At 59.5% G+C, this 15,084-nt stretch carries 9 protein-coding genes and 1 pseudogene; 6 read left to right on the top strand and 4 right to left on the bottom strand.

Translation table 11 applies throughout. The annotated features are described in order from the left end of the window. Positions 1-7 precede the first annotated feature (7 nt). From ACQRAQ_RS07095 to ACQRAQ_RS07085, 3 genes and pseudogenes are all read left to right on the top strand, one after another. The gene (locus ACQRAQ_RS07095) at positions 8-862 is read left to right on the top strand and encodes a carbohydrate ABC transporter permease (protein ID WP_152073297.1); all 855 of its coding nucleotides are present in this window, start codon (positions 8-10) and stop codon (positions 860-862) included. Beyond that, complete coding sequence (locus ACQRAQ_RS07090; RefSeq protein ID WP_154515140.1) at positions 862-1,701, top strand: carbohydrate ABC transporter permease; 840 nt, start codon at positions 862-864, stop codon at positions 1,699-1,701. Before ACQRAQ_RS07095 ends, ACQRAQ_RS07090 begins: the two co-directional genes overlap by 1 nt. 68 nt (positions 1,702-1,769) lie before the next feature. Beyond that, positions 1,770-2,968, top strand: a pseudogene (locus ACQRAQ_RS07085) (ABC transporter ATP-binding protein). Positions 2,969-3,264: 296 nt separating this feature from the next. Here the strand turns inward: ACQRAQ_RS07085 and ACQRAQ_RS07080 are convergent. From ACQRAQ_RS07080 to galE, 3 genes are all read right to left on the bottom strand, one after another. Then, on the bottom strand, positions 3,265-5,532 hold the full coding sequence (locus tag ACQRAQ_RS07080; RefSeq protein ID WP_427794381.1) for a glycogen/starch/alpha-glucan phosphorylase: 2,268 nt from the start codon (positions 5,530-5,532) through the stop codon (positions 3,265-3,267). A 128-nt stretch (positions 5,533-5,660) separates the two neighbouring features. Continuing rightward, positions 5,661-7,178 carry a 4-alpha-glucanotransferase gene (gene malQ, locus ACQRAQ_RS07075; protein ID WP_427794380.1) on the bottom strand — a complete coding sequence of 506 codons (1,518 nt, stop codon included), beginning with the start codon at positions 7,176-7,178 and terminating at the stop codon, positions 5,661-5,663. Positions 7,179-7,385: 207 nt separating this feature from the next. Further along, on the bottom strand, positions 7,386-8,447 hold the full coding sequence (gene galE / locus ACQRAQ_RS07070) for a UDP-glucose 4-epimerase GalE (RefSeq protein WP_154515134.1): 1,062 nt from the start codon (positions 8,445-8,447) through the stop codon (positions 7,386-7,388). Between the two features lie 266 nt (positions 8,448-8,713). Here galE and ACQRAQ_RS07065 point away from each other — a divergent pair, with 266 nt between their 5' ends. Further along, entirely contained in the window at positions 8,714-9,919 is a 1,206-nt protein-coding gene (locus tag ACQRAQ_RS07065) for a PcsB-like coiled-coil domain-containing protein (RefSeq protein ID WP_427719726.1), read from the top strand. 217 nt (positions 9,920-10,136) lie between these two features. Here ACQRAQ_RS07065 and murB read toward each other — a convergent pair whose 3' ends face one another. Next, positions 10,137-11,099 (bottom strand): UDP-N-acetylmuramate dehydrogenase, encoded by a 963-nt coding sequence (gene murB, locus ACQRAQ_RS07060; RefSeq protein ID WP_427794392.1) that lies wholly within the window; start codon positions 11,097-11,099, stop codon positions 10,137-10,139. 183 nt (positions 11,100-11,282) lie between these two features. Here murB and ACQRAQ_RS07055 point away from each other — a divergent pair, with 183 nt between their 5' ends. Both ACQRAQ_RS07055 and ACQRAQ_RS07050 read left to right on the top strand, forming a co-directional pair. Continuing rightward, positions 11,283-12,311 (top strand): LacI family DNA-binding transcriptional regulator, encoded by a 1,029-nt coding sequence (locus tag ACQRAQ_RS07055; protein WP_427794379.1) that lies wholly within the window; start codon positions 11,283-11,285, stop codon positions 12,309-12,311. 204 nt (positions 12,312-12,515) lie between these two features. After that, on the top strand, positions 12,516-15,044 hold the full coding sequence (locus ACQRAQ_RS07050; RefSeq protein WP_427794378.1) for a phosphoketolase family protein: 2,529 nt from the start codon (positions 12,516-12,518) through the stop codon (positions 15,042-15,044). The last annotated feature ends 40 nt before the right edge of the window (positions 15,045-15,084 follow it).

The raw sequence follows: 15,084 nt of genomic DNA, 5'->3' as shown, positions 1-15,084 counted from the left end.
CCCTTCTATGGGCAAAGCACTCAAGCGCTGGTGGCCGCTCTTTATGCTGCCCACGTGCCTGGCGTTTATGATCGGGTTCGTGATCCCCTTTATCCAGGGTTTCTATCTCTCGTTCTGCCAGTTTATTACCATTAACAACACGCACTTCGTCGGTATCGAGAACTACGTGCGTGCACTGTCCGATCCGCAGTTTGCCACGTCGTTCTTCTTTACGGTGGCGTTTGCTTTCCTGTCGACGGTGCTCATCAACGTGATCGCCCTCGCCATCGCGCAGGCGCTCACCCGCAAGGCGCTCAAGGGCACCAACATCTTCCGTACGATCTTCTTCATGCCTAACCTGATCGGCGGCATCGTGCTGGGCTACATTTGGCAGATTCTGATCAACTGCCTGCTCTCCAACATCGGTGCCGACCTTATCGCCCTTAACTCTGCTGCTGGCTTCTGGGGCCTTATCATCCTGACCCTGTGGCAGCAGGTCGGCTACATGATGATCATCTACATCGCCGGTCTGCAGTCCATTCCGTCAGACTACATCGAGGCCGCCAAGGTCGACGGCGCTACGGCATGGCAGACGTTTTGGAAGGTTAAGATCCCCAACCTGATGCCGACGATCACCATCTGCCTGTTCCTGTCCATCACCAACGGCTTTAAGCTGTTCGACCAGAACCTCGCCCTTACCGGTGGCGCCCCGGCGCACTCCACCGAGATGCTCGCCCTGAACATCTACAACACGTTCTATTCGCGTGCTGGCATCGCATGGCAGGGCATCGGTCAGGCCAAGGCGGTTATCTTCTGCATCCTGGTCGTCGCTATTTCCATGATCCAGCTTAAGGCCACGAGGTCCAAGGAGGTGCAGCAGTAATGAAACGCGATAAGGCTATCAACCGTGCGCTCTCGATTTTCTTTACGATCCTGTCGCTCGCATGGATCTACCCCGTGTTCATGATTGCGCTCAATTCCTTTAAGAAAGGGACCGCAATCAGCACCACCACGGCATTCGATCTGCTCACGCCCGAGACGTTCAACGGCCTTGCAAACTACGTGCACGCCCTAAACGAACAGGGCTTTGCCTCGGCATTTATGTACTCGCTCATCATCACGGTCACGTCGGTCGTGCTGATCTTGGTGTGCTGCTCCATGTGCGCTTGGTATGTGGTGCGTGTCAACAGCAAGATCTCGAACTTCTTCTATTACCTGTTCGTGTTCTCGATGGTCGTACCGTTCCAGATGCTCATGTTCACGCTGTCCAATTTGGCGGACCGCATCGGCTTCAACACGCCGTTCAACATCTGCTTTATCTACCTTGGATTTGGCGCGGGCCTGGCGGTCTTTATGTTCGCCGGTTTTGTAAAGAACATCCCGCTCGAGATCGAGGAGGCGGCCATGATCGATGGCTGCAACCCGGTCCAGGTGTTCTTTAAGATCGTTCTTCCCATCATGAAGCCCACCTATCTTTCGGTCGGCATTCTCGAGACCATGTGGGTCTGGAACGACTATCTGCTGCCCTACCTCACCCTCGACTCCACCAAGTACAAGACCATTCCTATCTTGATCCAGTACTTCCGCGGCGGCTACGGTCACGTCGAGCTCGGCCCCATGATGGCCTGCATCATGATGGTCGTTGTTCCCATCGTCCTCATGTACATCCTCTGCCAGAAGTACATCATCGACGGCGTGGTGGCAGGTGCCGTCAAGGGCTGATGCCGTAACTGTTTTGCAAGTTTCTGCGGCGCCCCTCAGCGTGGCGCCGCGTATCGAAAGGTAGAGACATGGCCGAGATCGTTCTTAAACATGTTCAGAAGGTGTATCCCAACAACGAGTCCAAAAAGAAGGGCTTCTTTGGCAAAAGAAGAAGACCGAGGAGAAGAAGCACAATCTCAAGGTTACCGAGGATGGCGTGCTCGCTGTAGAGGACTTCAACCTCACTGTTCACGACCAGGAGTTTATCGTCCTCGTTGGTCCCTCTGGCTGCGGTAAGTCCACGACGATGCGTATGGTTGCCGGCCTGGAGGACATTACCTCGGGCGACGTGCTCATCGACGGCAAGCGCGTCAACGACGTGGCACCCAAGGACCGTGACATTGCCATGGTGTTCCAGAGCTATGCTCTGTACCCTAATATGACGGTGTACGAGAACATGGCGTTTACGCTTGAGCTCAAGAAGGTCCCCAAAGACGAGATTGACCGCAAGGTTCGCTCCGCTGCCGAGATTTTGGGTATCACCGAGTACCTCGACCGTAAGCCTAAGGCGCTTTCGGGCGGCCAGCGTCAGCGCGTTGCCATCGGCCGCGCCATCGTGCGTGACCCCAAGGTATTCCTGATGGACGAGCCGCTGTCCAACCTGGACGCCAAGCTTCGTAACCAGATGCGTGCCGAGCTCATTAAGCTTCGCCACGAGATCAAAGGTACATTCATCTATGTTACCCACGACCAGACCGAGGCTATGACCCTCGGCGACCGCATCGTGGTCATGAAGGACGGCGTTGTTCAGCAGATCGCCACGCCGCAGGAGGTCTTCAACCATCCCGCGAACATCTTCGTCGCCGGCTTCATCGGCGTGCCGCAGATGAACTTCTTCGATGCTCAGCTGGTGCGCTCGGGCGAGGGCTTTACCGTCAAGACCGACGACATGAATGTCGCACTGGCCCCCGAGACCTGCGCTCAGCTTGCGCTTAACTGGGACGGCGAGGACATGAAGGAGATCACTGCCGGCGTTCGTCCCGAGCAGATTCTGCTTGCCGACAAGGGCGAGGAGGGTGCGCTTCAGGGCACCATCGAGGTCACCGAGCTCATGGGTTCGACCGAGCACGTTCATGTGACGTCTCCCGACGGCCAGTTTGTCCTGATCATCCCTGTCGTCGACCTCGAGGCCAGGGGTTCGCTCAAGGCCGGTGACCCCATCTGGTTCAAGTTCGAGAAGAATGCGACCCACCTTTTCGATAAGGTCTCTGGCAAGAACCTTATCTAGGCCCGATTCAATCAGGCCATCCTTTTGGACGACTGCGGTTTTACCATCCTTTTGCCGCAGTCACATATAAGGCTCCCCTCTCGTCCGCTGAGCGAGAGGGGAGCCTTTCTTTGTGCTGGGGCTGTCTGGCCGGTCGTTTGTCTCGATCTGTAACAGGTAGGGCCGATTTCGGACGTTAGATGTTACAGATTGAGATGATTTAGTCGAGGCGGCTCACAGGAGTATCGCCTGGGCGCAAAAAGCGGAGCCGCGTTGCCGCGACTCCGCTTTCAAAAGGATGGGTAATGGAAGCGAAATTAGCTCAGGTGCCAAATCTCGTCGTTGTACTGGGAGATCGTGCGGTCGGACGAGAAAGTGCCGGCGTTGGCGATGTTGATCAGCGCCTTGCGCATCCAAGCGTCCCGGTCCTCGTAGTCTGCCAGCACGCGCTCCTTAGTCTGGATGTACTCCTCAATGTCGAGCAGGGACATAAACCAGTCCTTGCCCTTGATGTCGTCGTGCAGACGCTGCAGGCGCTCCGCGTTGCCGGTCGCCATAAAAGCGGGGTTGGTAATAAAGTCCACCAGTAGCTTAATACCGGGCTTGAGGTAGAGCGTGCCGGCGTTATAGCTGCCGTCGGCGTAGAGCTGCTCGACCTGTTTGGACGAGGCGCCAAAGGTGTAGATGTTCTCGTCGCCCACGAGTTCGGCGATCTCGACATTGGCGCCGTCGAGCGTGCACAGGGTCAAAGCACCGTTGAGCATGAACTTCATGTTGGAGGTGCCGCTCGCCTCCTTGGAGGCCAGGCTAATCTGCTCGGAGATGTCGGCGGCGGGAATCACGCGCTCGGCAGCGGTGACGTTATAGTTCTCGATCATGACAACTTGCAGGTAGGGAGCCACGTCGGGATCGTTTGCGATCCACTGCGACAACGTCAGGATCAGATGGATGATGTCCTGCGCGATAGTGTAGGCAGGTGCCGCCTTGCCGCCAAAGATGATGGTGACGGGGTGCTTAGGTCTATTGCCGTTCTTGATGTCGAGGTACTTCCAGATGATGTAGAGCGCGAGCATCTGCTGGCGCTTGTACTCGTGGATACGCTTGACCTGAACATCGATGATCGCGTTGGAGGGAATGGTCACGCCCTGCTCGAGCGCCATGAACTGGCGCATGATGGCCTTGGCCTCGGCCTTGGTGGCGGCCAGGCGCTCAAGAACGTCCTTGTCGTCGGCGAATTCGGCGAGCTTGCTCAGGTCGCCGGTGCTGCGCCAATCGGTGCCAATCACATCGTCGAGCAGGCTGCCGAGCGCGGGGTTGGCACCATGAATCCAGCGGCGGAAGGTGATGCCGTTGGTCTTGTTGGAGAACTTCTCGGGATAGATCTCGTAGAACGGGTGAAGCTCGGTGTTCTCCAGGATCTTGGTGTGGAGTGCGGCGACGCCATTGATGGAGAAGCCAAAGTGAATGTCCATGTGGGCCATGTGGACGGTGCCGTACTCGTCGATGATGGCGACGCGCGGGTCGCCATGCTCGGCCTTGGCAATCTCATCGAGTTTGACGATGATGTCGGCGATGGCGGGGGAGACCTTCTGCAGGCTGGCGAGCGGCCATTTCTCGAGCGCCTCGGCAAGGATCGTGTGGTTGGTGTAGGCGACCATGGAGCGTACGATGGTAACGGCTTCGTCAAACTCGATGTCGTGCTCGGTGGTGAGTAGGCGGATGAGCTCGGGAATGACCATGGTGGGGTGCGTGTCGTTGATCTGAACCACGGCGTAGTCGGCCAGATCGTGCAGGTTGCTGCCACGCTCTACGGCCTCGTCGATCAGGAGCTGGGCGGCATTGCTCACCATGAAGTATTCCTGGTAGATGCGAAGCAGGCGGCCCTGCTCATCGGAATCATCCGGATAGAGGAACAGGGTGAGGTTCTTGGCGATCTCGGTCTTGTCGAAGTCGATGGAGCTGCCGGGTACCAGGCCCTCGTCGACACTTGCCAGGTCGAACAGGCGCAGGCGGTTCTTGGTGGGCTGGCCATAACCGGGCACATCGATGTTGACGAGCTTGGAGGTGACGGCAAAATCACCGAACTCGACGGTGTAGGAGCGGTCGTCATCGATCAGGATGTCCTGCTCACCGAGCCACTCGTCGGGGACGGCCTTCTGCTGATTGTCGGCAAAGCGCTGGCGGAACAGGCCGTAATGGTAGTTGAGGCCCACGCCGTCACCGGTGAGGCCCAGCGTGGCAATGGAATCCAGGAAGCATGCGGCCAGGCGGCCCAGGCCGCCGTTGCCGAGCGAAGGCTCGACCTCAAACTCCTCGATCTTGTTGAGGTCGTGGCCGGCGGCGACGAGCTGGTCCTTAACCTCGTCATAGATGCCGAGGTCGATCATATTGTTGATGAGCAGCTTGCCGATCAAAAACTCGGCAGAGATGTAGTAGAGCTTTTTCTTGCCGTTGTTGAGCGGACAGGCGGCAGAGCGCTCCTGCACGAGCTTGACCAGCAGCTTATAAATACGACGGTCATCGAGCTGCTCGAGCGAGGTGCCAAAGGACTGCTCGGCGAGTTCTGCGAGGCTTATACGGGGCATGTTTCCTCCTGTGGTGAGTCGACGACATGTCAGAAATTCAAAAGAAGCCCGCGCGAGGGATTGGGATGGCCTCGCGCGGGAAAAGCGGTCGCGTCCACACGGTGGGGTGGGGTCGGGCGCGGTGGCTCCTATTGGGGAAGCTCGATTTCGGCTTCCGACGGGATGCGGAAGTAGGTCTCGGTCCAGTCGGTGAGCTTGCGCTCGAGTTCGCGGGTGATGGCGCCATCAAGCATGCGCCACGTCCAGTTACCGCCCAGGGTGGCGGGGGTGTTAATGCGCGCCTCGTTGCCCAGATTGAGCAGGTCCTGCATGGTGTAGATACAGGTATCGCTCACGCTGGCGGCGATGGTGCGGTTGAGCGCGTCGGCCATGGACTCGCCTGCCTGCTGGTGGGTATACAGGGCCGCCTGCTCGCGCTGACGCGGGGTGGCCGTTCCTTCATACCAGCCGCGTGCCGTTTCGTTGTCATGCGTTCCGACGTAGGCGACGGTGTTGGCAATGTAGTTGTGGGGCAGATAGTAGGAGTTGCTGCCTTCAAAAGCGAACTGCAGAATCTTCATGCCGGGGAAGCCCGTGGTGTCGCGCATGTCGATGACGCCGGGGGTAAGAAAGCCCAGGTCTTCGGCAATGATGGGAAGCGTGCCGAGCTTTTCCTCGAGCACCTTGAAGAGCTTGAGGCCGGGTCCCTGCGTCCATGAACCATATGACGAATCGGGAGAGGAGAACGGCACCTCCCAAAAGGCTTCAAAGCCGCGGAAGTGGTCCAGACGGATGATGTCGTACATGTCGAGGGCAGCACGGACGCGGTCTTCCCACCAGGAGAAGCTGTCTGCTTCCATAGCATCCCAGTCATAGATGGGGTTGCCCCAGTACTGGCCGGTGGCCGAGAACTGATCAGGCGGCGTTCCCGCGACGCTGACGGGATTGCCGGCGGCGTCGATCTTAAAGAGCTCGGGTGTGGCCCACATCTCGACGGAGTCGCGCGAGACATAGATGGGCAGGTCGCCGATGATCAGGATGTCGTGCTCGTTGGCATAGGCCTTGAGGCGGCTCCACTGGCGATCGAAGAAATACTGCGTCATCTGGTGGTAGAGCATGCGCTCGGGATGGGTGGCGCAGACCTTGGCGGATGCCGCGCCGCGGCGGCGGAGCTCCTCGGGCCACTCCCAAAAGGCTTTGAGTCCGCACTCCTCCTTCACGGTCATAAACTCGCAGTAGGGAATGAGCCAGTCCTCGTTTGCTTGGATAAAGTCGTCGAAATCGGCCGGCTTGTCGGCAGCAAAGCGCTCAGCGGCTCGATCGAGAATCTGACGGCGGCCAACAAAGATGGCACCGTAGTCGACGTTGCTGGGGTCGGAACCAAGGAAGACGCCGTCGATGTCACGCTGCTCCAGATAGCCGGCTTCGATAAGCTCGGCAAAGTCGATCAAGTTGGGGTTGCCTGCGCGGGCCGAGAACGACTGATAGGGCGAATCGCCATAGCTGGTCGTCGTAAGGGGCAGGATTTGCCAGTAATGTTGTTTGCACGAGGCGAGAAAATCGACGAAGTCGTAGGCATTCCAGCCAAAGCCGCCGATTCCGTATGGTCCGGGCAGAGATGAGACGGGCATGAGGACGCCGCTTGCACGCTCCATGAATGCGCTCACCAACCTTCTTGTTGTGGGGTCGGCCTGCCGATGGGTGTGCAGTCCGCCTCCGATGTTCTGATTCGATACACCTATTGTATACATGTTGTTTAAACATGTATAGGCAAGATAAAAAAGTTGGTCGATTTTCGGCGAATGGTTACATGCCATGAAAAAGCCCCGGTCTCACATCGTGAGATCGGGGCAAGAACGGTGTGTAGGTTTTTGCTACTCGGCGTCGGCGAAGCCGTTGGGGTTGTGGCTCTGCCAGTTCCAGCTGTCGCGGCACATGTCCGCGATGTCGTACTGTGCCTTCCAACCCATCATGCGCTCGGCCTTGGAAGCGTCGCACCAGTTGGCGGCGATGTCGCCGGCGCGGCGCTCGCGAATCACGTAGGGCAGCTCTTTGCCACAGGCCTTGGAGAAGGCGGCGACGACCTCGAGCACCGAGGTGCCGGTGCCGGTGCCTAGGTTAAAGATCTCGACGCCGGTCTTGCCGTTCATCCAGTTGAGGGCGGCCACATGGCCCGATGCCAGGTCACACACGTGGATGTAGTCGCGCACACCGGTGCCGTCGGGGGTGGGGTAGTCGTTGCCAAAGACCTGAACGGCCTCGAGCTTGCCCACGGCAACCTGCGCGACATAAGGCACCAGGTTGTTGGGGATGCCCTTGGGGTCCTCGCCGATTAGGCCCGACGGATGTGCGCCGATGGGGTTGAAGTAGCGGAGCAGCACAACGTTCCACTCGGGGTCGGCGGTGTGAACGTCCATAAGGATCTGCTCAATCATCCACTTGGTCCAGCCATAGGGGTTGGTCGCAGGCTTCTTGGGGTCTTCCTCGGTGACGGGCGGGTTATCCGGATCGCCATAGACGGTCGAGGAGCTCGAGAAGATGATGGACTTGCAGCCATGGTTGCGCATAACGTCGACGAGCACCAGGGTGTTCTCGATGTTGTTGTGATAGTATTCGACGGGCTTGCTCACCGACTCGCCGACGGCCTTAAAGCCGGCGAAGTGGATGACGCGGTCGATCTGATGGGTATCGAAGATCTTGTTCATGGCATCGCGGTCGAGCACGTTGGCCTCGTAGAAGGTGAGGTTCTTGGCGGCCTTGTCGCCCACGATGGTCTTGACACGGTCGACGGCGACGGCGCTGGAGTTGGAGAGGTCGTCGACGATGACGACCTGGTAGCCACCCTCGAGCAGCTGAACGACGGTGTGCGAGCCGATAAAGCCGGCGCCACCGGTTACGAGGACGCAGGTGTCTTTGGGGTCGAGTGCTTTGGACATGTAGTCTCCTATCGAATCAGGAACACTTCCTGAGGGAGTATAGCGCAGGCAGGGGCACCCAAAACGTGCAGGGCAGGAAAAGCAGACGAACATGCTAACGTACTCATGGAAATGTTTGGCGTGGGCATAACCTTGACTTTGACGTTTGCATACGAGCCGCCGACCATGGGGTTTCCTGCCGTTCGTGGAAATCGTTGGGACGCGTCGGATGTACGCTAATATGTATGAGTTGAGCGACATATAAATAAACATGTAACGGAGTAGATATGTCACCAAACAGCGATTCCATCCTTTCCCAGGAGCTTTCGCGTCGCACTGCCCTCAAGGCCTTGTTCGGCGCCGCTTCTGCAGCCGTTCTTTTTGGTCTGCCCGCTCGCGCCCATGCTGCGGAGGCCACCAAGGAAACCACCGACAAGCTCAATGCGGCCCAGGCTCAGCTTGACGAGGTCCAGGCCCAGCTCGACAGCATCGCAAATGAATACGCGGCGCTGGCCAACAAGAACGCCCAGACCCTCAACGATATCGAGAGCGTACAGGGCCAGATTGACAGCACGCAGGCGCAGATCGACGAAAAGAAGGCCGAGCTCAAAAAGAAGCGCGGCGATCTTTCCGATCGCGTTTCCGCCAACTATAAGTCGGGCGGCACCAACATCCTGTCGCTGCTGCTCGCCTCGGGCTCGTTTGAGGAGCTCGTCGCCAATGCGCACTATGTTGAGAAGATCAACAAGAGCGACCGCGACGCCATCGAGGATATCCAGACCATCCAGAAAGAGCTCGATACACAGAAGTCCGAGCTCGAGTCGCAAAAAGCCGACTTGGAGAAGCTCAAGGACCAGCAGACTGCCCAGATGCAGGACATGCAGGCCAAGCAGCAAGAGGTCCAGACGGTTCTGAACGGCCTCTCCGACGACGTCAAGGAGCTCATGGCTCAGCGCGATTCCGAGATTCTCGCTGCCGCCCAGGCTGAGGAGGCTGCCAAGAAGGCTGCCGCTGCTGCGGCTGCCGCAAACAAGAACAATTCCTACTCGGGTGGTTCAAACTCGGGTGGCGGATCGTATGCGCCCGGAAATCCGCAACAGAATGCCGGCTCGGGCAAGCAGCAGGCTGTCGTCAACGCATGCTACTCCACGCCTTCGCCTGGCCTGAACTGGTGCGCCGCCTGGGTCACCAACGTCTTCCGCAACGCCGGCGTGGGCTACTTTGGCGGCAACGCGTGCGACATGTTTAACGCCTGGTGCTACAGCTCCGATCGTTCGGCGCTGCAGGTGGGCATGATCGTGGCCGACTCGTCGCACAGTGGCACCGGTATGCCGGGTCTGCTGTACGGACACGTGGGCATCTATGTTGGCGGCGGCATCGTTATGAGTAACGAGGGCGCCATCACGTCGAGGTCGCTTGACTCGTTCATTAGCTTTTACGGCACTGGCTCTGGTGTGCGCTGGGGCTGGCTCGGCGGTATCGCGCTGTCGTAGCTGCGGCTTGGTCCGGGACTGCGGGCGAGGCATAAGGTTGCCTGCTCGGGCAGTCCTGCTCGCGCGGAGAGCACATTAAGCGCTCTCCGGCTCGTGCGGAACTCGCGATCAACCTTATGCCTCTCGGACTGTCCCGGCCCTCACGGGTCCTGAGCACGACACACCGGACTGGGTTATCTGAATAAATATGGTGAAGGCCCCTTTTGGGGCCTTCTTTTTATAAAAATTCGCCTACTCGGTGGACTTCGGGTTCTAGGTCTACGCCGAATTGGTCTTTGACGGTTGCTTGGATGTGGCGGATGAGTTCGTCGACGTCGGCGGCGGTGGCGTGGTCGGCGTTGACGATAAAGCCGCAGTGCTTTTCGCTCACCTGGGCGCCGCCGACAGCGTGGCCGCGCAGCCCGGCGTCCATGATGAGCTTGCCGGCAAAGTGGCCCTCGGGGCGCTTGAAAGTGGAGCCGGCGCTCGGCATGTCGAGCGGCTGCTTGTCCTCGCGGCGTTGGCGGTAGTCGTCCATGTCGGCCTTGATCATCGCGGCGTTGCCCGGGGCGAGATTGAAGGTGGCCGAAAGCACGATGAAGCCGTCGTCGGCGATGCGGCTCTTGCGATAGCCCAGATTGAGCTCGTCGACATCGAACTCGATGATGCTGCCGCTACCGCGGGTGCCGTCGTCGAGCATGCGGGCGGGCTTGTAGACGCGTACAGACTCCAGCACGTCGGCCATGCAGGCACCGTAGGCGCCGGCGTTCATGTAGCAGGCGCCGCCGACCGAGCCGGGGATGCCCGAGATGGGCTCCATGCCGGTGAGGCAGGCTTCGGCTGCCGTGGCCGCAACATCCGAAAGCAGCGCACCGGCTGCTGCTGTAACGTGCGTGCCGTCGACGGTAATGTCGGAGAGGCCCTCGCCTAGCGCTACGACGACGCCGCGTATGCCCTTGTCGCCGACGAGTAGGTCGGAGCCGTTGCCCACGATGGTGAGTGGCAGATCGCAGCGATAGCAGGTATCGAGCGTGGCGACGAGGCCCTGCTCGGTGTTGGGCGTGACAAAGACGTCGGCCGGGCCGCCAATCTTAAACGTGGTGTGCTCGCGCATGGGCTCGCTCATCAACACGTTGTCCTCGCCGGCAACGCCAGCGAGCGCGCACAGCAGGTCCTCGTTAAAAAAGTCGTTCTCGTGCATCCGAATATCCGCCTTTTGGTGGTCGTTGTCATCAATCGATTGCAATATACCCCACCTGGACGTATTTGGTGCGCTGGCGGCGATAAAACAGCCGTCTACCGGATTGGTAAAGTGTTTATCACCGAGGTAGAGGGGCAGTCGCTATACTTTCAAGAGATTGCGCGTAAACCCGGAAGGAGCGAGATGGCCAACAAAGTCACCCTCAAGCAGATCGCCCAGGAGGTGGGGCTTTCCCCCTCGTCGGTCTCGCTTGTTCTCAACAATCGGCCTTGTCGCATCTCGGAAGAAAACCGCAAGCTCATCAAGGAGGTCGCGGCGCGCAACCACTATGTTCCCAACCAGATTGCGCGCAGCCTGGTCATGCGCGAGTCACGCACCCTGGGTCTTATCGTCCCCAACATCGAGAGCCGATTTTTTGCCTCACTTGCCGGTAGCTTGGAAAAGCGCTGCCGCGAGGACGGCTATGCGCTCTTTATTACCAGCTCGGGCGGAAGCGCCGACGATGACTTGGAACTGCTGCGCCAGCTGGTGACGCGCGGCGTCGATGGTGTCTTCCTGGTGGTAGGCGACGAGTTCTCGGACGACCGTGCCATGCGCGAAGAGGTCAGCCATCTACCCATCCCTGCCGTGATGGTCGACCGCGCCATTGAGGGGCTCGAGTGCGACAAGGTGATGTTCGACCACGAGATGGGTGGCTATATGGCTACCCGCTATCTGATCGAGCAGGGCCACCGTCGCATTGCCTGCTTGGTTAATGCGCGTCGTTCCAATACGGGTCGCAAGCGACTTGCCGGCTATGAGCGCGCGCTGCGCGAGGTTGGCCTGCCTATCGACGCGCGTTTGGAGTTTGAGAGCGAGTACTACATTCCGAGCGCCTACGAGGCCTCGGAGGCGGTGCTCGCAACCGACGCCACTGCCGTATTCGCAAGCTCGGACAACATTGCCCTCGGTTTGCTCAAGCGTTTGCACGAGATGGGGAAGAGCATCCCGGGCGATATTTCGGTGGTGAGCTATGACAACTCGGCGGCCGACGTTCTCTTTGAGCCGGCGCTGACCGCCATTGAGCAGGATCCTGGTGTCCTCGCGGAACATGCTTTTGGCTGCATGTCCAAGCGTCTTGCCGGTAGGGGCGGTAGGCGTGCCGAAGAGGTCGTCCTGGAGCCGGCGCTTATCGTTAAGGGCAGCGTGCTCGAGCTCACTAAACATAACTAAACACGTTTATCAATTTGCAGAGACCGAATGTGGAGCACCTGTGGCAGACAATGCCGCAGGTGAATGTCGCGTTTTGTTGATCGATGTGATTGATAAGGGTGATAAAACGTTTTTTCACCATGATAAAACGTTTTAGCAAATATACTAGTCCCAACGAATGGTTGCCGTATTGGAGGGCGACCGCACAGCGGAGGGACATAAACAATGGCTAAAACACTGGGGACGCCGTGGAAAAAGCTGGGCCACGAGGTGCCGGCTTCCGAGCTCGAGGGCGTCGACCTGTATTGGCGTGCATCGAATTATCTGTCCGTCGGTCAGATCTACCTTCGCTCTAACCCGCTCATGCGCCCCGACTTTATCGATGAGAAAACCGGCGAGGTGCGCGACTTTGGTCGCCCGGACGTTAAGCACCGCCTGGTCGGTCACTGGGGCACCACGCCCGGCATCAACTTCCTGTTCGGTCATGTCAACCGCCTCATTGCCGATCACAACCAGAACGCGATCTTCTTGATGGGCCCGGGTCACGGTGGCCCCGCTGGCACCGCCCAGTCGTTGCTCGATGGTACCTACCGCGAGATTCGCCCCGACATTACCAATGACGAGGCCGGCCTGCAGAAGTTCTTCCGCCAGTTTTCCTACCCCGGCGGTATTCCGAGCCATTTTGCGCCCGAGACGCCTGGCTCCATCCACGAGGGCGGCGAGCTCGGCTACACGCTCAGCCACGCCTACGGTGCCGTCATGGATAACCCGAGCCTGCTGGCCGTGGCTGTGGTGGGCGACGGCGAGTCCGAGACCGGTCCGCTCGCGACCTCTTGGCAGTCTAACAAGCTCGTGAACCCGGCAACCGATGGTATCGTCCTGCCGATCCTGCACCTCAACGGCTACAAGATCGCCAACCCCACCATTCTTGCCCGCGTGTCCGACGAGGAGCTCACCAAGTTCTTTGAGGGCATGGGCTATAAGCCGCATTTCTTTGTCGCCGGCTTTGACGACGAGAGCCATGCGAGCATTCATGCGCGTTTCGCCGCCCTGTTCGAGCAGGTCTTCGATGAGATCTGCGACATCAAGGCCACCGCTATGGCTCAGGCCACTGCGGGCGAGACCGTGGTCCGTCCGGCCTATCCCATGATCGTGTTCCGTACGCCCAAGGGTTGGACCTGCCCCAAGCAGATTGATGGCAAGAAGACCGAGGACTCCTGGCGCGCCCATCAGGTGCCGCTCGCGAGTGCCAAGGACACCCACGAGCACTTCCGCGTGCTGCGCGAGTGGCTGCGCTCCTACAAGCCCGAGGAGCTCTTTACGCCCGAAGGCCAGGTGCGCCCCGAGGTGACGGCCTTTATGCCGACCGGCGAGCTGCGTATCGGCGCCAATCCCAACGCGAACGGCGGCAAGGTACGCCGCGAGCTCGAGCTTCCCGATATTCACGCTCACGAGATCCCCGTCGCAAGTAAGGGCCACGGCTGGGGCTCCACCGAGGCCGCCCGCGTCTTTGGTGAGTACACTGCCGATGTCCTGGCCAAGAACATGGATGATTTCCGCATCTTCGGTCCCGACGAGACCGCGTCCAACCGCCTGCAGGCTGCCTATAAGGTGACCAAGAAGCAGTGGGATGCCGGTTTCTACGAGGACGATGCCAACGACGAGCTGCTGGCCGGTTCCGGTAAGGTTGTCGAGCAGCTGTCCGAGCACCAGTGCGAGGGCTTCCTCGAGGCCTACGTGCTCACCGGCCGCTCCGGTGTGTGGAGCTCCTACGAGAGCTTTGTCCACGTGGTCGATTCCATGGTCAACCAGCACTGCAAATGGCTCGAAGCAACCAAGCGCGAGATTCCGTGGCGCGCTCCTATCAGCGGCCTCAACATTTTGCTGTCGAGCCATGTCTGGCGCCAGGACCACAACGGCTTTTCGCACCAGGACCCCGGCTTTATCGACCTGCTGCTCAACAAGGCCAACGACACGCATGTCGTGAATGCTTATTATCCGGCCGATGCCAACATGGCCCTTGCTGTGGCCGAGCGCGTCTACCAGTCCACCGACTGCGTCAATGCCATCTTCTGTGGCAAGCAGCCCGCCCCCACCTTCCAGACGGTCGACGAGGCCAAGTCTGAGCTCGCCGAGGGCGTAGCGACCTGGGAGTGGGCATCGACTGCCGACTCGCTCGCCGAGGCCGACGTCGTGGTCGCTACTTGCGGTGACGTGCCGACGCTCGAGGCACTGGCCGCAACCGATATGCTGCGCGGGCTGGGCATCAAGGTCTGGTTTGTCAACGTAGTCGATCTGCTCAAGATCCAGAACGTCTGCGAGAACGACCAAGCCATCAGCGATGAGCGCTGGGCTGAGCTGTTTGGCCGCGGCGAGAAGCCCGTGCTCTTCGCATTCCACGCTTATGCTGGCACGATTCGCCGTCTGATCTGGAACCGCCCCGGCCACAATGCCTTCCGCGTTCACGGCTACGAGGAGAAGGGCTCCACGACCACGCCGTTTGACATGCTGCGCCTGAACAACATGGATCGCTGGGCCCTGGCCGCCGACGTGCTGCGCATGGTTGACGCCGATAAGTTTGCCGAGCAGATTGATGAGTGGGAGGCCTTCCGCACCGAGGCCTTTGAGTTCGCGTGCGACGAGGGCTTCGATCACCCGGCCTTTACCGACTGGGTCTGGCCCGACGCCGCGGCCGCAACCGCTGCCGACGGCGTACTCTCCGCAACGCAGTTAACTGCCGGCGACAACGAATAGCATCCGGGACGGTCTCGCGCTGGGGCCTGCTCCGGGCGGG

The organism is Collinsella sp. SGI.178, from assembly GCF_050313495.1.
GTDB lineage: Bacteria > Actinomycetota > Coriobacteriia > Coriobacteriales > Coriobacteriaceae > Collinsella.
Note: the sequence above shows the minus strand (reverse complement) of the source record. Positions and strands in the feature narration are given on the sequence as shown.